The following is an 18318-nucleotide window of genomic DNA, read 5'->3' as shown; positions in this document are numbered from 1 at the left end:
TTATTGCGATGGCACGAAGCCGTTACTCGCCCGTTTTCAGGTACTCAAGCAATGTATCAGCATCAGACACAGTAAATGGGTCTTCTTCAAAATTGTCAGCGAAGCCAGGCTCTTCGAACAGCTTTTCAATGACGCCATCGCGAACCAACATTGAGTAGCGCCATGAGCGCATGCCAAAGCCAAGGTTAGATTTGTCGACCAGCATGCCCATCTTTCGAGTGAACTCACCGTTGCCGTCGGGTAGCAGCCGCACTTTCTCTGCGCCCTGCTCACGCCCCCATTTGTACATAACAAAAGCATCGTTTACCGATAGGCAAACAATCTCGTTTACTCCGGCGGCATAAAACTCCTCACAAAGTTCCTCATAACGGGGCAAGTGACTGGTGGAGCAGGTCGGTGTGAAAGCGCCGGGCAGCGAAAACAGAGCCACTGTCCGCCCTTTGAAAATAGCGTCCGACGACACTGTTTCCCAGCGGAAGGGGTTGTCTCCGCCTATTGATTCATCTCGCACGCGGGTCTGGAATGAGGTGTTAGGTACTGATCGATTCACTGAAGGACTCCCTTTTCTTAATAAATTTCGAGGGCGCTAAGGATGATCAAAAAGTCATGATCGTAAAACTAACTTTTTTAAGTAAATTAGATCGATAAAAGCGATTGGCTTGCCTTCATGAGTGCCGGGATGGGTGGCAGCATGAGTGGCTGGGTGATTGCCAGCACGGTTGTTGAGATAGCTGGCTGACGCGAGGGCAGGTGTGCAAGCCGCTGGTTTCGCTAGAAGCCATGCCTCTCACTGCTGTCATTCAATATTTAATAGACGCCTGACTAAGCGCCATTAGGCTGCCGATGACTGCTGTTTGTGATTGCTTGGTGACTTGGGTAGGCTCAGGGCTCGAATAAAAAAACCCGTGCCGAAAAAGGAAAATAATAATGAAAATAATGATTCGATTACTGATTGTGGGTTTAGCTTCAATAACCGCACTGGCATCTGCCGAAGATGAATCGGCGTTTGGACAAATGAAGCAAATGGAGGGTTCCTGGGAGGGCATGTTGACGCGCTCTACGGGTGAAGTTGTTGAGACACGATCAACGTTTCGCTTGATCTCTGACGGCAACACTATGGTTGAAACCCTGGTTGAAGACGGCGTTGAAATGCTGACGACTTACTCGGAGCAAGACGGCCAACTGAAAGTCACGCATTATTGTTCTTTGGGTACTGAACCTGAATTTACCGCTTCGATCGCAGACGGGTCGGTGGATCTCACCTTAGCCGCTGATACGGGGCTTCATGCCGAGCATCATAATTATGTGGCTTCTATGAACTACAACCTCGCCGACGTCGACAGTGGCTCTGTGGTGGTTAGCAGTACCATCATGAATGGTGGTGCCATGGAGTCGAATCGGGCGGTCATTAGCCGAGTGGAGTAGCGGTTTCTCATAACGGCGGGTCTTGCGCTCGCCGAATCTGCTCAGCCGGATAATCCGCGCCCTATGGTTAACATAGCCCTGATGTTCGACAGGCGCGACCTGGCCGCAACACAGCGCTTCTTTTTGCGGGTGTAGTTCAATGGTAGAACGAAAGCTTCCCAAGCTTTAGACGTGGGTTCGATTCCCATCACCCGCTCCAATTCAGAAGCACCGAGCGTCGCAGGCGACTTTTTTGGGAGCCTATCAGGCGGTCTCAACTCTGTTTATTCTCAATAGGCATCTGGTCAGAACTCACCATGGTTGTGACCTCATGATAGGTGCGTTCGATAAATGGAGTAGGGGATAGCTTGATGAAGCCAACTGAATTTAGCGTCACCTTACAGACCTAAGTTGCCAGAACCCTATTAGCATCTAAGGGTTGATGCGTTCGCAGAAAGGAGCAGGCGGTAGCGTGAAAACTCAGCTCAGATTTCGGCATTCTGGAACACCTAACCCGCCGATACCGATATAAAACCTGCAGCTGGATGCGAGATTGTTACTTGGTTTAGAACGGCTGTTTAATTGTCATTAAAGTGGCCGCTCTTGCAGATACAAAAAAGGACCAACGCCGTAAGCCGTTGATCCTCTCTGTATTATATGGCTCCGCCTGCTGGGCTCGAACCAGCGACCCATTGATTAACAGTCAATTGCTCTACCAACTGAGCTAAGGCGGAAATGCTTCCGTAAGGAAGGCGCGAATAGTAATTAGCAGCCCGCGGAGTGTCAATACCCCGACGGCTGTCACGGATGTGTCGTCAATGGTTTTCCTGCAAAGTCTGCAAATCATTCATACTCTGCCGTGTCGGCAAGGTTTGAAGGGTTAAAGAGGTGTTTTTTGTCAAAATTGTTTGAGATTTCATCCAGCTTCGAGCCTGCAGGAGACCAGCCGGCCGCGATTGTGCAGCTGACCGAGGGTATTCAGGCAGGGCTAGCCTCGCAAATTTTGCTCGGTGTTACCGGTTCGGGTAAGACTTTTACAATGGCGCACGTCATCGAAAAGCTGCAGCGACCTACGATTGTTATGGCGCATAACAAGACCCTAGCTGCGCAGCTTTATGGCGAGTTTAAGGAGTTCTTCCCCAACAATGCGGTGGAGTACTTCGTGTCGTATTACGATTACTTTCAGCCTGAAGCCTATGTGCCGTCCTCAGACACGTTTATTGAGAAAGATGCGCAGGTCAACGATCACATTGAGCAAATGCGACTATCGGCTACCAAAGCCCTGCTAGAGCGTGAGGATTGCCTGGTTGTAGCAACCGTCTCGGCAATTTACGGTCTGGGTGACCCTGAGTCGTACTTTAAAATGGTCATGCACCTGTCACGGGGGGAGATCATTGATCAGCGGGGGGTTCTGCGGCAGCTGGCCGAGCTGCAATATACCCGCAACGATATTGATTTTCGGCGCGGCACCTACCGTGTGCGGGGGGAAATTATCGATATCTTTCCTGCAGAGTCAGATGAGCTAGCTATCCGGATTGAACTCTTTGACGAGGAAATCGAAAACATATCGAGCTTTGACCCCTTGACCGGGGAAATTCACGATAAGTTGCCTCGGGTCACCATATTTCCCAAAACCCATTACGTTTCATCTCGAGATACGATGATGGGGGCGATTGACCTCATTGAGGAAGAGCTGGAGCAACGCGTTAAGCAATTTAAGGAAGCGGATAAGCTGCTCGAAGCTCAGCGTATTCAGCAACGCACCCGCTACGACATAGAAATGATCCGTGAACTGGGGTTTTGTCAGGGGATCGAGAACTACTCACGCTACTTATCGGGTAGGGCGCCGGGTGAACCGCCGCCGACATTGTTTGAGTACTTGCCCAGTAATGCACTCATTATGGTTGATGAGTCTCACGTGACTGTGCCGCAGATCGGCGGCATGTATAAGGGTGATCGCTCCCGTAAGGAGACGCTGGTTGAGTATGGTTTCCGCTTGCCCTCGGCGTTAGACAATCGTCCCCTACGTTTTGAAGAGTGGGAGCACCTGCGGCCACAAGGTGTCTTCGTCTCAGCAACTCCAGGAGCCTATGAGCTTGAGCACACGGGCCGAACTGTAGAGCAGGTTGTGCGCCCCACTGGGCTGGTTGACCCCGAGGTGGAGGTAAGACCCGCTAGAACTCAGGTTGATGATTTACTCAAGGAAATTCGTGAGACCGTAGCCATCGGTGATCGCGTATTGGTAACAACGCTCACCAAGCGAATGGCCGAGGACCTTACGGAGTTTTTGAGTGAACACGATGTTCGGGTGCGCTACCTACACTCGGATATTGATACGGTCGAGCGGGTAGAAATCATTAGAGATTTACGCTTGGGTCAATTCGACGTGCTGGTAGGCATCAACCTATTGAGAGAAGGCTTGGATATGCCGGAAGTCTCACTGGTTGCGATTCTTGATGCCGATAAAGAAGGGTTCCTCAGGTCAGATCGGTCGTTAATCCAAACCATGGGTCGAGCGGCACGCCACTTACGCGGTCGCGCCATTCTTTACGCTGATAAAATCACTGGGTCCATGGAGCGTGCCATGGACGAAACGCAGCGCAGGCGCACCAAGCAGATAGAGTTCAATGAAGCCAACGGCATTACGCCTAAGGGCATTGAGAAAAGCGTGCAGGATATTTTGGAAGGTGCGCGCCGCATGCCAACGAAAGCCCGATCGGCTAAAGATCGTCGCGCCGCCGAAGAAAAGGCGGCTTATGCCGCTGAAGTGGTCAATTTGACGCCCGCAGCGCTGGCTCGAAAAATCGCCCAGTTGGAAGGGCAAATGCTTGAGCATGCCAAAAATCTTGAGTTTGAAGAGGCCGGGCGGATTCGCGACCAGTTGGCAGAAATCAAACAAGTCGCCTTTGTGGGTTAGCGGCAATGAGAACCCGTGTCTGTTGGCCAATGAGCCAACGGATGGCCGCGGCAAAAGGGGCGAATAATAGTAGTGAAGGTCAGGCTTCGCTAATGTACCCTAAGCTAAGGACGAACAATAAAGTTATGGAGACTTTTATGATCTTACTAAAGCGCTGCCTCGGTGCAGCACTGCTTCTCACTTCTTTTTCTACTTCTGCTGCCGATAAACCCAACTTCTTGATGCTATGGGGTGACGATGTCGGGTATTGGAATGTCAGTGCCTACAATCAGGGCATGATGGGTTATGAAACCCCCAATATCGACCGAATTGCGAAAGACGGTATGTTGTTTACACACGCCTATGGCGAGCAAAGCTGTACTGCAGGGCGCGCCGCGTTTGTAACCGGACAGTCAGGATTTAGAACGGGCCTTTTAAAGGTTGGCCTTCCGGGTGCTACGGAAGGTATGGATGTGCGTGACCCCACGATTGCGGAATACCTGAAGTCAAAAGGTTATATGACGGGCCAGTTTGGGAAGAACCACCTCGGCGATCGCGATGAACACCTGCCTACCAACCACGGCTTTGACGAATTTATTGGCAACCTCTACCACTTAAACGCCGAGGAAGAACCTGAGCATCCTGACTACCCGAAGGACCCAGCATTTCGAGAGAAGTTTGGCCCCCGAGGTGTCATAAAATCCTCCTCAGATGGACGTATTGAAGATACCGGTCCGCTGACCAAAAAGCGCATGGAAACTATTGACGAAGAGGTTACCGCCGCCGCGTTGGATTTTCTTGAAAGGGCAGTAAAGGCCGATAAGCCTTTCTTTCTTTGGTACAACACGACGCGTATGCACGTGCACACCCGCCTAAAGCCCCAGTCAGAGGGCGTTACTGGGCTTGGTGTATTCCCCGACGGGATGGTAGAGCACGACGGAATGATCGGCCAAATGCTCGATAAGCTTGATGATTTGGGCATCACCGACAATACGGTAGTGATGTACACCACTGATAATGGCGCCGAAAAGTTCACCTGGCCCGATGGTGGTACAGCGCCTTTCAGGGGAGAGAAAAACACCAACTGGGAAGGTGGATATCGGGTACCACTGTTGGTTAAGTGGCCCGGTTTAATCGAGCCAGGCTCGCGCTCTAACGGCATTATCAGTCATATGGATTGGTTTCCCACTATTGCGGCGGCACTGGGTGACACTGACTTAAAAGAACAGGTTAGCCAGGGCAGCGCCTTTGGTGAGGGGAATACCAAGGTTCATCTCGATGGCTACAATATGCTGCCATATTGGGGGGGCGAGACAGACGAAAGCCCTCGCTCTGAGTTCTTCTATTTTAGCGATGACGGCAATCTTGTAGGGATGCGCTACCAGCGTTGGAAAGCAGTTTTCGCTGAACAGCGGGCCCACAGTTTCGATGTATGGGCAGATCCTTTTGTGCAGTTGCGGGTGCCCAAGATTTTCGACTTGTACACCGATCCTTTTGAAGAGGCCGAGCACGAGTCAATTCATTACAAGGACTGGTGGTTTCAGCATGTGTTCTTGCTGTTGCCAGCCCAAACCTACGTTGGAGAGTTTTTGGCAACTTTTGTCGAGTACCCTCCCAGACAAAAGCCCGCCAGCTTTTCCATCGACCAGGTTTTGGAGAATATGCAGCGCTCGGCAACCAACTAATGCGCTGGATTTCGGGGTAATTACTGCTAGTGACTGCTACTGCCACGCATTGGCGGTCGCCTGATAGGTTGATGTGTTGGCAGTGATTGTCATGAATTAAAAATAGGGCCGCTCCAAGGAGCGGTCTTTTTTTTGTGCAAAAAGGAGTGGTCCAATGTTTCATATTTTATTCGTCTGCACACACAACCGGTGCCGCAGTATTCTATGTGAAGCTATTACAAGGGCGAGGGGTAACGGATTTTTAAAAGTGAGCAGTGCGGGCAGCCAACCTGCTGGTGTTATTTATCCTGAAACGCTTTATCAATTAGGTAAGCACGGGTATTCGGTGGAGGCTCTTCAAAGTGCAGGTTGGGAGCAGGCCGAGGAAAACCCACCTAACTTAGTAGTGACCGTTTGTGACAGTGCTGCTGGAGAGGCGTGCCCACTTTGGTTGGGTGATGCGAAAAAAATGCACTGGCCGTTGCCGGATCCCTCTAAGTTATCGGACCCTCAGCAGGCTACGATGGCCTTCAAAGCGGTAATCGCAACCATCGAAGCACAAGTGCCCGTTTGGCTGGCCATGGCAGACGAGTCTTGATGAGCGCTAGGTTGCGTTAAGTCAATAAACCGGTGAAGCCCACTTCTACGCCCGTGCCATCGTCTAGATTGTGTGCCCAGGGTTCACCTTGGTGGTGGCGAGCTACCAAACTCACAATATACAAACCCAATCCGAGAGAGCCTTCAGTTTTTTGATTCCGATCGCGCAGCGAGACCATGGGGGCAAAAAGCTTGTCGGTGTCAGCGGGAAGTGGCGGTCCGAGATTGATAACGGTTAATCGCCACCAAAGCCCTCGACGGCCCAGTTTTATAGCAATCGTGGTTCCCGGCTGGGCGAATGAGGTGGCATTGGCCACCAGCTTGTCTAGTGCCTGCGCAATAAGATCGGGGGATATGTTGGTAACGAGAGCAGTTTCGTCAGCAAGCACTGCGAAAGTCCACTTTGGAAATGTGATGTTATAGGCCCCTGCCAGCTCTTCAACTAGGGCGCTCATGTCGGTTGTTTTGAGGGGCTCCTGCCCCAAAATTTGCTCAAGTTGGTTAGCCTCATTCATTGTGGCAAGCAGTTGAGTCAGGCGACCAATACCGTCCTCGGCTCTGGCGATGATTTGCTGACGCTCAGGGAACGATTGCTCACCGTCTGTCAACAAGGCAATGGCTGACCGGATAATGGCGAGGGGTGTTCTAATTTCGTGGGCGAGGCTTTGGGGTAGGGCTTTTAGGTAGGCCTGTAGCTCTTGCTGCTTGTAGATTTGGGCATTAAAGGCGTTGGTCAGCTGTGTGAGTTCGTCGTCAAATCGATCGAGAGGAAGCGCCATGTCAGTGGCCGTTAAATTTTGAGTTGCCTTTGACAGTCGGCTGATCCGCTGACTCAGCACAATGGCAAAAATAAGCACGGTGAGGTAACATAAAATCAGTGCGCCAGTACCACCCACTAACAAGGCCTCGAAGGCGGGTGCACTGACCGATAAATAGTGATTCCTCCTGCTCTCAGTCACCACAATACCAATAACACCTTCTGGGCCCTTAATCGGTGCGCTGAAGCGGGTGGTCATTCCCTCATCGGTGACAACTGTCTCATGCGCTTGAAGTCCTCGCCGCGCCGCCGAGATGCTTGAGCTGACAATTTGCCCCGTGTCTGTCATTGGTTGAGTAGCGGGTATGGTTGGTGTGCCAAGTATTTGGCGGTATAGCCATGGGGTGAGCCAAAAGGTTGTGGGCTGTTGAGGTTGTTTTGCCGCTGCAACTGTCGCTAGGGGCCATCCCCAGCGATCTAAAATTTGCACACCAATTTCTCGATTTTTGTACCGGTCTGTCCACTGATCTAGCTCGGCAGTGCTATGGATAAGCCAGGGTGGCGCATCGGTATCGAGGGGAGTCACGTTGCCCCTGACGCTGATGCCACCCTCATCTGCGTCGAGGTAATAGATACCTAATCGTTGGCCGGTCAAGGCGAGTGGCATCGTTAATTCCAGTTGGTATCCAGTGCTAGTGTCTACCCAGAAGCCTGCGATTGCGCTGGATTGAGCCGACATCAATTGTCGACTCAGAGGGCGCGCGCCAACTTTGCCCGGTGCGGCGGTACTGATGACGTAACGTTGTCGCTGATTGCCCAGCCAAGTCACTAAGACTAGGCGGTCACCACTGGGTTCTGTAGCGGGCGAGGAGGTATCGTAGGTTTTACTGCCGTCAACGACTTTTACGGCAATGAAAAGCTGTTCATCACGCTTACTGAGATCTAAGTCCAGGGGCCGACGCGCTGTGCCAAATCGTCGCCAGTCAGTTTCAGGCCAGTCGTCAAAGTAGCCATCGAGAATTGGGGTTGAGGGTAGAGCGCGAATTTGCAGTGACCGATCGTTAAACGGGGCGGAGGCTCTTTGCGGCTCTGGATAAAGTAAACTGCTGTCGTTGTAGAGTCCGTGAGCGATAGCCCGCCCTGTGGCTTGGAGTGACTGCTCCTGCAGCAGGCTCAGTGTTTGCTCATTAGATCTGAGGAATTCACACCCCGCCCAAGGAATGGCGAAAAACGTCAGCGATAGAACGACAAGTTGATGGCGTAGCTTCACACATCGCCCCGCCAGCGGTAACCCAAGCCGTAAGCGGTCTCAAGGTGATCAAATGTGTCGTCAACGGTTTCAAATTTTCGCCGGATTCGGCGGATATGCGAGGTAACCGTACTGTCATCTAAAACGACCCGGGCCGCCTCCATCAGCTGTTCTCTACTTTTGATGTGCCCGGGATTTTTCGCCATGACGTAGAGCATCCAAAATTCGGTGTAGGTAAGGGAAATCTGTGATTTTCCCCAGGTTGTCGTCAGGCGTTCGCTGTTCAGCTCGAGTTCTCCCCGTTTCAGAACTTGCTCGCGATTTTCTGGATTTCTCAGAGCTACCACGCGCCGCAGAAGCCCGTTGATTCTCGCAAGAAGGTGTGACCGCGAAATATCCTTAGTGAGGTAGTCGTCAGCGCCTAGCCGCAGTCCCGAAATGATATCAACCTCTTCATTACGAGCGGTCAAAAATACGATGGGTACGAGAGGGTCACTCGCTCGCAGAGTGCGGCATAGCTCAAAGCCAGCCTCAGGATCGTGCCCCAACCCAATATCTAGAAGAATCAAATCGGGTCGAAGATTTTTAATCCCGGCAATGGCGTCTTCCGCAGATGCATACAGGGCTACGCTGTATCCAGCTTGTTGCAAAAACTCTTGATAACTGGCGGCCAGTGCGAGTTCATCTTCAACCAACGCCACTCGTTGCTTCATGGTTTTCCTCAGTGTTCTCGATCGTATCTACGCTAGTAGCCGCCGCTCTCAAGGTTCAGGCTTGGTTGAGTAGAGCCACGCGGCAAGTGGCTAACATACCTTCTTATTATCAATTAAGCCTGGGGTGGCTCAGTGGCCGTTCGCTCATCATTACACAATGTGAGAAGCGCTTCTCATGTTCAGTTGGTCACTGGAAGTGAAAATCAATCTGGGTTTTTGCGCCTTTCGGTGGGGGTTGTCACGTTGCAGTCTAGACTTGTAGAGCCTAAAGCGCGCAATGTTATTTTCGGCTCGGGAAAAGGTTTTATGCGAGCTTAGCGAGCTCATTGATGAGTTCACGAGCCCGTGGTGAGCCTAGGCCAGTGCAGGCGTCGTGCCCTGCACGGGCTGTATAACCTGGATAGTGGGGCGTGGGCTTATTGTGACCTTGCGTAACGCTGACAAAGCCTTTTTTAGCCGTGGCTATTTCGTAAAGTTTATCTGTGATGAATCCAAGCCTCGATTTTCCGATTAACTCGCGTTTTTGATTAGCGAGCACCACTAAAGAAGCCATGAGGGGAGCAACGGCACTGGTGCCCCCCGCGATTTTGCTTACTGAGTTTTCAAACATCAGCCAATCTCCTCCAGCCGCGATGGCTGATACGTCAGGCACAGTGCGTCCCGATTCTCCTGAATTGACTGACGTAATATCGACCCCGTGGGCGTCTTGCCATGAAGGCCGGGGAAATAATCTGCTGACGCCTCCTCCGGTAGCGCTGCTTTTATAGATGGGGTCACTGTTATTCCAAACGACTTCTTTAAAGCCCTCGCCATCAGCCAGTAACTGTGTGCCTCCACAAGAAAGAACATGGGGGCTGGACGCAGGGTATTCCACATGAGCTTTATTGTCGGGCGCTGGAATCGCATGCAGACCTTCGCGGTGCCCTGAGGAGCCCCCATCGCCAGCGGAGACACATACCGTGATACTTAACTTCCTTGCGACTTGGAGAATTTCTTCTAGCGCGCAGGTGTCGTCGCCATCTAATTCCGGTCTTCCCCATGAGATGGAAATAACTGAATTATTAGCTTCAACTGCTGCGGCTAGCGCCTGCGCAAATCCCGGGCCACCATTGTTCGCTCCGCGATAGATGTTAATGGCTGCGTTAGGACAGATGCTACCAATGACCTCGAGGTCTAAGTGGGTCTCTGTTGTCGGGGAATTGTTTTGTTCATGTCCAATGCTATCACTGTCTACGTCATAAATTTTGAGTGATGGGATAGGGGCGCCCATGTCAGTGAAGTTTTGGCGCAGTTCATCAATATTCAGTTTGCCCCCTAGTGAAATAATCGCCACGCTTTGCTTGCCGCCATCGAGTTCGTTCAGGGGGAAGTCGTAGTGTTCAGCAACTTCTCTCGGCAACCATTTAGGGAAAGCTTGCTTTTTCATTTTGTTGGGCCTACCTTATTCGTCGCGAGTTGTCCTGCAATAATATGTGATGCAGCACGCAAAAACAGAAATAATTTGGCCAATAACAGAAGGAAGACATCGGATGTCGAATAAGCATTTTGAGTTACATAGAGCTGGCGTTGTGAAAGAAGACTTGCCCGACTCGGCAAAAGCTGCGCTCGAAGCCCTTGACGACGACGAGCACAAGGAGTTGGCAAGAATACTCAAAAAGGTAAAAGATCAGGTTCCTGATGAGGACTCTGCGCAGGCTTCTGCCTCTTTCATCTAAACTTCAAAGGCGAGCCACCTTGCCTTTACGTCCGCCATGAGAGCGTGAAATCTCTCATGGCCTCTAAGGGACTCAAGCAGAGGGTCATGCTCATTAAGGAGTGGATAGTTCATCCACCCGTGACGAACTGCGTTGTTTAGCCAGTCAATAGCCTCTTCGCTGTTACCGGTAACCGCAAAGCATTGAGCAAGAGTCCAAGAATACTGCCAGTCAGATTGCGCTTCTGATTTGAGTTGATCTGAGGCCAGCCGCAGTGCGGTTTTTGAGTCTCCTTCGAGACTAGCAGCATAGAGCTCGCCAAGTCGCGAAAAAAAAGTGTCAGGCAGCAGGGTCTTGAGAGAGCGAAGCACAGGTATAGCAGCGGAACTATTTCCCGTCATGGCGAGGGACTGGCCATATACGAGCGTTGTTATTGGGTTGCCAGGATTCATTTCATGGCTGTAGAGAAGTTCATCGGTTGCTTGAGTCAGATTGCCGTCGAGCATGCTAATAAAGCCGGGTAGTACGAGGTTGACGGTAGTCAAGGGATCAATGTTCAGTAAATGATTGGAAAGCGACTTGGCAGCGGTAATCTGTCCGGCAGCGGCAAATATAAGCGATAACCACAGCAGTGTCTCTGGGTCGTTCGGGTGAGCCTCTAGGGCGACTCTTAAATGCTTTACGGCTTCGAATATGCTGTCCGGGGTTTTGGCCTTGAGTAATCCAGAGAGTCTGTTTCCATCGACGGAGTTGGGATCAAGGTCAAAAAGCCTCGCGACACAATCCTCCGCGGCATCGAGATTATTCGAGTCAGAATCTATGCCGGCATTGTGAAACTGCCAATAAATCTGTCCCATCGCCGCAATAATGTAGGCGTTTTCGCCAACAATTGCCTCGCCTTGCCTGAGGTAGTCCAGCGCTTCTTGTAATGCGGCTTCGGTAAAGGTCTTGGACAACTGTCTGGCACGTAAATAATATTCGTAGGCTTGAATGTCAGGTATATGACGCTCAACTAGGTGCGCGCTTTCCGCAGTACTGAGTTGAACTTTAAGCGCTTTTAAAACACTGATTGCAATTGTTTCCTGCACGTCAAATATTTGATCGATTGTGCAATCCCATCGCTCCGCCCAAAGTATTTCATCGCCCTCAGTGCTGGGTAACTTGGCGGTAATTCTCAGGCGTTGTAATGACCTTTGTATGCTGCCTTCCAGAATATATTTCACGTTTAGCTGTGAGCCTATTGTTCTGATGTCGATGGCCTGCTGATCCACCTTGCTTGCAGAACTGCTGGAAATTATCCTGACCCCTTCAACATCGGACATTGAGGTTATAATCTCGTCCGCGATTCCCTCGCATATAAAATCTATGTCCTCATCAGACGACCTGTTTTTGAACGGCAATACTGCAATTCCGGGACGGCTCGATGGGGTTGGTAGAGCAGTACTGATCCGCACTGTGGGCTGACTTGTTCCTGCAGGTTCGTTTGACGAGCTGTTTGTTAAGTTAAGTTCCTTCGCGGCTGAGAGTGATGCGATCTTTTTTTCATAATCATTTTCCGGCAGCTCATACTTCATGATTGCCTGTCGATTATTCAAACTAAGTTTCAGGCCCGCAGGTAAGGTGGTAGGTTCCAAATAAATGGGGGTTACCGCTTTGGCACAGCTATGCGCAAAATTAATTTCTCGTCTACAGTGCTCTGACTGGGCAGAGTTTTGAGTCACGAAGAAAATAAACGCGGTGCTTTCAGCAATAGCGGTGGCCACGGAGTCAGCCCACTCGTCACCGCCTCCAATACCTTCGTCGTACCAAACCCTGATGCCCGCTCGTTGAAATCGCTGAATTTCCTTATAAGCCGTCGATGCATCTCGGTGCGAGTAGCAAACGAAGGCAAACGGGCCACTACCGTCTGTCACCGTGGAATCAGGCTTTCTCATCGCATGTACATCGCCGTTGGGTCCATTGCTTCAATCAACTGAAGTCTTCCAGTAGGTATTCGAGGGTGTTCGCAGCGTGCTCAGTCGTTAGCATCGAGTTTAAGCCTAGCAGATTTGTTTGTTTGTGAGTGAGTGGCAGTGTATCGATGAAAGCCCAAAGCTCCTGACTGTGATAGCGATCTATGTCTGCGTGTTTGTAAAAGCTTCGCATCGCCTCTCTCGGAATCGCGGTATTGGTCACCAGGCGGTCAAGCTGATCGGCCATCGGTGGAGAGCCTTCCACAACCGCCAGATAAGCAATGACGGCCAATGGGTGGGCATACTTAATGTAGTAGTACTGGCTGCCTATTTGTGTTGCGACCACAGAGGGTGGAATTTGTTCAATCACACTTTTCCTGTCGATACCAAAAACTGCAAGATCTTCCAGCACCCACACATCGTGATCTTTTTCTTCTGCGATGTGCTTTTCTAGGTAGGGAATCAGCGCGCGTGCTACGGGACAGGTTAACTCGAGTCGCTGCGCCTCGGAGAGCGCTGCTTCAAGCAGAGGTACACTGGCGTGCACCGTGTGATAGAGAATTTCAAGGTGTTTTGGGAAAATGTCGCCAATGCGGGGGTGATTCCAAAATTGGTACAACTGCTCGTGCAGTCTCGGCATCACCATTGCTATTTTGCTGCGCAAAACTTGACTGTGTGACAGCTGAGTGCTGCCGCGTTTCCTGTTTTCTTCCATGATGGCTGTCCCTGTTCATCATTGCTCTGTAAACATTACGATACCGTACGAATCCCAGGCGCATACAGATGATATAGCTTGTGTCCGTTAGATTTGGCCTCGACGGCACTTGCGAGCTCGACTGTTTTGCAACCACAAGGCATGAGGGCACTATGACCAGTTGGTAGCTGGGCTGGATCAGGGCACTGTGATCTTAGGTCATTGGTGCTGTGGGTTAGCGAGGTTAAGCCCTAAAGCGTCAAGGCATTTGGAAGTGACGTGACTACAAGGGTGATTCTGCTGCTATGCAATCGCCATCAATCTCCTTGCTGAAAGGCTTGTTTAGCGCGAGCACGTCGGCTCGTGGAACTCAGAGACCCTTCGATAGTGATGTATTTCGATTTCCTCGCGCTCACTTGGTGCGCCGTGTATACGGTTGCGATACTATGGAAAATCCTCAGGGTTTCGCTACTACGATGTTCGCTAATCATTTCGAATGTTGGCAACCGGCTCAGAACTTCTCATTGGTGGGGGGTTGGTCGTGTAAGTGTCAAATAACTCGTCGGTGAGCCGTCGCTCTGGGGCTAATTATTACTTCAGCGTATAGCCTCCTCAAGGCGGTGGGGCTGTTAAAAGGATTGCCAGCATGCCAGTTATTAATCTTCCAGATGGGTCTCAGCGCAGCTTCGAGCACGCGGTCTCTGTGGCCGATGTGGCATTCGATATCGGCCCGGGTCTTGCAAAAGCGGCCTTGGCGGGCGTAGTTGATGGCCGCGAGGTCGACACCTCTTACATGATCGATGGTGATGTTTCGTTAAGCATTATTACTGAGCGTGACGAAGCGGGGGTTGAGATCATTCGACACTCCACCGCGCACTTATTAGCTCAGGCGGTACAGCAGTTATTTCCCGGCACACAGGTCACGATTGGCCCCACCGTCGAAAATGGCTTCTATTACGACTTTGCCACAGGCCACAACTTTACCCCTGAAGACCTAGAGCGTATTGAAAAGCGCATGGAGGAGCTCGCGAGTGCCGACCTTTCCGTGGAACGGGTTGTGTACTCGAGGGATCAAGCGATTGATCTTTTTCGCAACATGGGAGAGCACTTCAAAGTTCAGATTATTGAGGAGCTTCCAGAGGGAGAAGAGATTTCTATCTACAAGCAGGGTGAGTGGATGGATCTTTGTCGCGGTCCCCATGTGCCCACAACCAGCAAATTAAAAGCGTTTAGATTGACTAAGGTTGCGGGCGCCTACTGGCGCGGTGATGCCAACAATCAGATGTTGCAGCGTATTTATGGCACCGCTTGGGGCAACAAAAAAGAACTGAAGGCGTACCTCAATAGAATTGCTGAAGCAGAAAAACGCGATCATCGTAAAATCGCTAAAAAGCTCGATCTTTTTCATACTCAGGAAGAAGCCCCCGGTATGGTGTTTTGGCATCCTCCCGGCTGGACGATTTATCAGGTGATTGAAAGTTACATGCGCAAGCAGCAACTGCGCTTTGATTACGAGGAGATAAAAACACCCCAAGTGGTCGATATATCCCTGTGGCAGCGATCAGGACATGCGGACAAATTCGCGTCAGGAATGTTTACCTTAGATGCCGATGACCGACAGTTTGCGGTTAAACCCATGAATTGCCCGTGTCATGTTCAAGTGTTCAATCAGGGCTTAAAGTCTTACCGGGATCTGCCCCTAAGGCTTGCAGAGTTTGGCAGCTGCCACCGTAATGAGCCCTCAGGCTCCTTGCACGGCATTATGCGGGTAAGAGGATTCACCCAAGACGATGCGCATATTTTTTGCACAGAGGCGCAAATTCAGTCTGAGGTCGCCACGTTTATCGACATGTTGCACGAGGTGTATGCCGACTTTGGTTTTACCGAAGTAATCTATCGGTTATCCACACGCCCCGCCGAGCGGGTGGGTTCCGAGACAGACTGGGACAGAGCTGAAGCAGCGCTGGCAGAGGCTTTAGATGCCAAGAAGCTCAATTGGGAGATGCTTCCCGGCGAGGGCGCATTCTATGGCCCAAAAATTGAGTTCTCTCTTAAAGACTGTATTGGCCGAGTTTGGCAGCTGGGTACGATTCAGGTTGATTTCTCAATGCCAGGCCGCCTCGATGCACAGTATGTCGCGGAGGATGGCAGTAGACAGGTTCCCGTCATGCTGCATCGCGCTGTGTTGGGATCCTTTGAGCGGTTTATCGGTATTCTCATAGAGCACTACGAGGGAGAGTTTCCGCTGTGGCTTGCGCCTCAACAGGCAATCGTGGCGCCGATTACAGATAAACAGGGGGCTTATGCCCAGCAGGTGGCAGCCGACCTCAAGGAGGCGGGTTTCAGGGTGGGCACTGACCTTCGCAATGAAAAAATTGGCTTTAAAATTCGTGAACACGAGTTGGCAAAAGTGCCGTTAGTTTTAGTAGTTGGCGACAAAGAAATGACCTCGGGTACCGTGGCGGTAAGAGGGCGTCATGGTTCAGATCTCGGCAGCTTGAATTTGGCAGAACTTATGCAGTTAATGGACGATATGTCAGCAAAGAAGGGGCGTCTGAGCACTTAGTGCGAGGCAGATCGAGGCAGATAGGACTCAAATTGACAGTAAAGATACTCCCTACTGCATAAAGGTGCTGTGTGGGGCGTTCGGTTTCGCGCCCTCGAATCAATTGTTCGGGGGGCGGCTTGGGAGGTTGGCGCGAAAGCCGCTGTTGCGAGGCACCCTTGGATCGGTGGTGCCCTTGCGGGTGCTTGAGGACCATTAATCTGTAGCAAGCGGTTTGGGTTTATTGCTTAAGAGCTCATGCTAGGCAGGTTCAGCTGGCCGATCCTGAATTATCATTTCGTGACACCCTTTACACAATTTGGTGCGGGCTTTAACAACATTGTGGCCTTTGACTTGACAAACGCTGCTCCATGGCGAACATGCTGAGAACGTAACGCATTCGGACTAACCAAATGATTCAAGGTGTCGTCGAAACCGCTGCCCTTTGGGGAATGCCAAAGTGGTCGCCTGACCACAAATGCCAGGAAGCCATTCTTCAGGCATCCGCTGCTGGCCCGTACACGATGAACCCCGAAATTCCGCTTTCTGATGTCTGTCGGTTGCTTTTGCCCATGGCTGAGGAAGGCTCGGAGTTAATTGCGGGTTGGGTCGATGATCAAGTAGAAAACCACGCCGGAGTTCTCGGTTCCCTATTTAAAGAGGCTCCCAACGTGGGTGCGATGCTGTCCGTGTTGTTGCGGTACAACCCGCTGCATGCAGCCCCCATTGTTTGGCAGGTGAGGCCTCAAGGCGATTATATTTTTCTGTCATTGTGGGTAGAAATAGACAGCACTCAGGACAAGCATGCCGCGGAGGTCGTTGCCGGAACAGCATTGATGCAAGTCGTCTCGGGTTTGGGCGCAATTTCAGAGGGCGCCTTTAAGCCTCATTCTATTAATTTGACGCCATCGAATGTGGGTTTGCGTTGGCCCAGCCATTTTCAGTCCATTCCTGTCAATGTGGATAGCCCAGATACGGGAGTGCTTATTCACCGCGATGTATTAGCTAGGCCTAACCCGGGCTATCGCAAAGGACTGACGGGGTTTACCCAACAGGCCAACAGCGCATTGGATGCCTATAAACAGGGCGACCTTAGTGCCGTGCTCAAGAGTGAAATTAAAGGTTGGATTCGGGCAACCTTGCCGACGGGTCGTTATCAGCTCACCCGTCTAGCCGAGCGCATGCATTGCGACAAACGCACGTTACAACGGCGTTTAGCACGTGATTTGGGCGTTACATTTCAGTGTTTGCTCGACGAATCTCGAGATGAAGTTGTGTTGCCTATGCTGCGTAGCGGGGTTTTTTCGGTCAGTTTGATTTCAAATCACGCTGGATTTTCAAACACTGGAAATTTCTCGCGGTACTTCTCCCAGCGCTTCGGTTGCTCTCCTCTGAGCTGGTGCGCCGAGCAGGATCTCGTGAGCTCTATCAAGTAGCCAGTTTTTTTGGAGTGAAAGAGGGCCCCCCCAGCATTCAGTGCTGCAGGGTGGCAGCATTTTTATCATAGTGTTTTTTGACATCGCTCAAAGACGTGGTTCTGATGATATTGCCTTGGGAATCTAGCTGATCTGCGAGCAATCCATCATTGGCATACAGGCTAAAGTACACCAAAGCACCCTGTGGCCCGCCCCATTCTCGATGAACCTCATCGCCCTCACCGAAGGCGCGATGCCCCTTTGGCCTCACCCATGAGTTAGTGACTTTGCCATTGACGTAGTCGGCTACATTGAGCTCGCCTTGCAAAACGATCGATGTTGTCTCTGCGCGATGGCGGTGAAAGTGGCAATGCGCATTGGGCTCCCAACGGTATAGCATTTCTAGGCGCCCACTGTTGCTAATGGAAAGTATCGAGCTCCAGTAATCGATGGGGGGCGCGCCCGCAACAATTTCTTGGTGGTGCTGCCACTGGAATTGATCGATGTCGAGCAAGTTCATGTTGATGGACCTCTATTTCATTGAGCCCTGACGTTATCGAGATCTCAGTAAATTGTCAGTAGCCTTTCATCGAGAATTAATGACTTGCCGCGAAAAGATAGGTTTTGGCCCGAACTAATCGTGGCTTAGTTGGAGATTTTTATGGTGGTCCGCGGGGAGGCGCGCACAGACTTTATCCCTGCCGGGGGCACAGTTCAGGGCCGAAGCGGTCAAGTCTG

Annotated in this window: 14 protein-coding genes and 2 tRNA genes; 8 read left to right on the top strand and 8 right to left on the bottom strand. The window is 51.2% G+C overall.

The annotated features are described in order from the left end of the window. Window positions 1-22: 22 nt before the first annotated feature. Window positions 23-550 (bottom strand): peroxiredoxin, encoded by a 528-nt coding sequence (locus ACMAY6_RS11230; protein ID WP_435211885.1) that lies wholly within the window; start codon window positions 548-550, stop codon window positions 23-25. 377 nt (window positions 551-927) lie between these two features. Between ACMAY6_RS11230 and ACMAY6_RS11225 the strand changes: the two genes are divergently transcribed. Both ACMAY6_RS11225 and ACMAY6_RS11220 read left to right on the top strand, forming a co-directional pair. After that, window positions 928-1425 carry a hypothetical protein gene (locus ACMAY6_RS11225; RefSeq protein ID WP_435211883.1) on the top strand — a complete coding sequence of 166 codons (498 nt, stop codon included), beginning with the start codon at window positions 928-930 and terminating at the stop codon, window positions 1423-1425. A 125-nt stretch (window positions 1426-1550) separates the two neighbouring features. Further along, window positions 1551-1624, top strand: a tRNA-Gly gene (locus tag ACMAY6_RS11220). A 438-nt stretch (window positions 1625-2062) separates the two neighbouring features. Here ACMAY6_RS11220 and ACMAY6_RS11215 read toward each other — a convergent pair. Beyond that, a tRNA-Asn gene (locus ACMAY6_RS11215) sits at window positions 2063-2138 on the bottom strand. A 161-nt stretch (window positions 2139-2299) separates the two neighbouring features. On the opposite strand from ACMAY6_RS11215, the gene uvrB reads away from it, so the two are divergent. The 3 genes from uvrB to ACMAY6_RS11200 all read left to right on the top strand — a co-directional run bounded on the left by uvrB (window position 2300) and on the right by ACMAY6_RS11200 (window position 6562). Next, on the top strand, window positions 2300-4321 hold the full coding sequence (uvrB, locus tag ACMAY6_RS11210) for an excinuclease ABC subunit UvrB (RefSeq protein WP_435211881.1): 2022 nt from the start codon (window positions 2300-2302) through the stop codon (window positions 4319-4321). 137 nt (window positions 4322-4458) lie between these two features. Next, the gene (locus ACMAY6_RS11205) at window positions 4459-5985 is read left to right on the top strand and encodes an arylsulfatase (RefSeq protein WP_435211879.1); all 1527 of its coding nucleotides are present in this window, start codon (window positions 4459-4461) and stop codon (window positions 5983-5985) included. 154 nt (window positions 5986-6139) lie between these two features. Then, window positions 6140-6562, top strand: coding sequence for an arsenate reductase ArsC (locus ACMAY6_RS11200; RefSeq protein WP_435211877.1), 423 nt, complete (start codon window positions 6140-6142; stop codon window positions 6560-6562). Window positions 6563-6578: 16 nt separating this feature from the next. Here the strand turns inward: ACMAY6_RS11200 and ACMAY6_RS11195 are convergent, their stop codons facing one another. The 3 genes from ACMAY6_RS11195 to ACMAY6_RS11185 all read right to left on the bottom strand — a co-directional run bounded on the left by ACMAY6_RS11195 (window position 6579) and on the right by ACMAY6_RS11185 (window position 10706). Further along, the gene (locus ACMAY6_RS11195; RefSeq protein ID WP_435211875.1) at window positions 6579-8588 is read right to left on the bottom strand and encodes an ATP-binding protein; all 2010 of its coding nucleotides are present in this window, start codon (window positions 8586-8588) and stop codon (window positions 6579-6581) included. Beyond that, window positions 8585-9280: a response regulator gene (locus ACMAY6_RS11190; protein WP_435211873.1), complete on the bottom strand. Its 696-nt coding sequence runs from the start codon at window positions 9278-9280 to the stop codon at window positions 8585-8587. The genes ACMAY6_RS11195 and ACMAY6_RS11190 overlap by 4 nt, the downstream gene beginning before the upstream one ends. A 304-nt stretch (window positions 9281-9584) precedes the next feature. Continuing rightward, entirely contained in the window at window positions 9585-10706 is a 1122-nt protein-coding gene (locus ACMAY6_RS11185) for a S53 family peptidase (protein ID WP_435211872.1), read from the bottom strand. 103 nt (window positions 10707-10809) lie between these two features. Here ACMAY6_RS11185 and ACMAY6_RS11180 point away from each other — a divergent pair, with 103 nt between their 5' ends. Beyond that, window positions 10810-10995, top strand: a complete 186-nt coding sequence (locus ACMAY6_RS11180) for a hypothetical protein (RefSeq protein WP_435211870.1) — start codon at window positions 10810-10812, stop codon at window positions 10993-10995. On the opposite strand, the gene ACMAY6_RS11175 is transcribed toward ACMAY6_RS11180, so the two are convergent. Next, a complete protein-coding gene (locus ACMAY6_RS11175) occupies window positions 10992-12908 on the bottom strand; it encodes a TIR domain-containing protein (RefSeq protein ID WP_435211868.1) in 1917 nt (638 codons plus the stop codon). The two genes, ACMAY6_RS11180 and ACMAY6_RS11175, sit on opposite strands and share 4 nt — an antisense overlap. Window positions 12909-12942: 34 nt before the next feature. After that, complete coding sequence (locus ACMAY6_RS11170; RefSeq protein ID WP_435211866.1) at window positions 12943-13641, bottom strand: iron-containing redox enzyme family protein; 699 nt, start codon at window positions 13639-13641, stop codon at window positions 12943-12945. 625 nt (window positions 13642-14266) lie between these two features. Between ACMAY6_RS11170 and thrS the strand changes: the two genes are divergently transcribed. Both thrS and ACMAY6_RS11160 read left to right on the top strand, forming a co-directional pair. Beyond that, on the top strand, window positions 14267-16186 hold the full coding sequence (thrS, locus tag ACMAY6_RS11165; protein WP_435211864.1) for a threonine--tRNA ligase: 1920 nt from the start codon (window positions 14267-14269) through the stop codon (window positions 16184-16186). Window positions 16187-16578: 392 nt separating this feature from the next. Then, window positions 16579-17601 (top strand): helix-turn-helix transcriptional regulator, encoded by a 1023-nt coding sequence (locus ACMAY6_RS11160; protein ID WP_435211862.1) that lies wholly within the window; start codon window positions 16579-16581, stop codon window positions 17599-17601. A 37-nt stretch (window positions 17602-17638) separates the two neighbouring features. Here ACMAY6_RS11160 and ACMAY6_RS11155 read toward each other — a convergent pair whose 3' ends face one another. After that, a complete protein-coding gene (locus ACMAY6_RS11155) occupies window positions 17639-18100 on the bottom strand; it encodes a hypothetical protein (RefSeq protein ID WP_435211860.1) in 462 nt (153 codons plus the stop codon). Window positions 18101-18318 lie beyond the last annotated feature (218 nt).

This window comes from Luminiphilus sp. nBUS_16, from assembly GCF_051201645.1.
GTDB lineage: Bacteria > Pseudomonadota > Gammaproteobacteria > Pseudomonadales > Halieaceae > Luminiphilus.
The sequence above is the reverse complement of the archived record's forward strand: the minus strand, read 5'-3'. Positions and strand labels throughout refer to the sequence as shown.

Excerpts from the sequence above, each read along its gene's own strand:
- ACMAY6_RS11225 (WP_435211883.1), top strand. The coding sequence starts at position 928 with ATGAAAATAATGATTCGATTACTGATTGTGGGTTTAGCTTCAATAACC.
- ACMAY6_RS11205 (WP_435211879.1), top strand. The coding sequence starts at position 4,459 with ATGATCTTACTAAAGCGCTGCCTCGGTGCAGCACTGCTTCTCACTTCT.
- ACMAY6_RS11200 (WP_435211877.1), top strand. The coding sequence starts at position 6,140 with ATGTTTCATATTTTATTCGTCTGCACACACAACCGGTGCCGCAGTATT.
- ACMAY6_RS11190 (WP_435211873.1), bottom strand. The coding sequence starts at position 9,280 with ATGAAGCAACGAGTGGCGTTGGTTGAAGATGAACTCGCACTGGCCGCC.
- ACMAY6_RS11185 (WP_435211872.1), bottom strand. The coding sequence starts at position 10,706 with ATGAAAAAGCAAGCTTTCCCTAAATGGTTGCCGAGAGAAGTTGCTGAA.
- ACMAY6_RS11180 (WP_435211870.1), top strand. The coding sequence starts at position 10,810 with ATGTCGAATAAGCATTTTGAGTTACATAGAGCTGGCGTTGTGAAAGAA.
- ACMAY6_RS11175 (WP_435211868.1), bottom strand. The coding sequence starts at position 12,908 with ATGAGAAAGCCTGATTCCACGGTGACAGACGGTAGTGGCCCGTTTGCC.
- ACMAY6_RS11170 (WP_435211866.1), bottom strand. The coding sequence starts at position 13,641 with ATGGAAGAAAACAGGAAACGCGGCAGCACTCAGCTGTCACACAGTCAA.
- thrS (WP_435211864.1), top strand. The coding sequence starts at position 14,267 with ATGCCAGTTATTAATCTTCCAGATGGGTCTCAGCGCAGCTTCGAGCAC.
- ACMAY6_RS11160 (WP_435211862.1), top strand. The coding sequence starts at position 16,579 with ATGATTCAAGGTGTCGTCGAAACCGCTGCCCTTTGGGGAATGCCAAAG.
- ACMAY6_RS11155 (WP_435211860.1), bottom strand. The coding sequence starts at position 18,100 with ATGAACTTGCTCGACATCGATCAATTCCAGTGGCAGCACCACCAAGAA.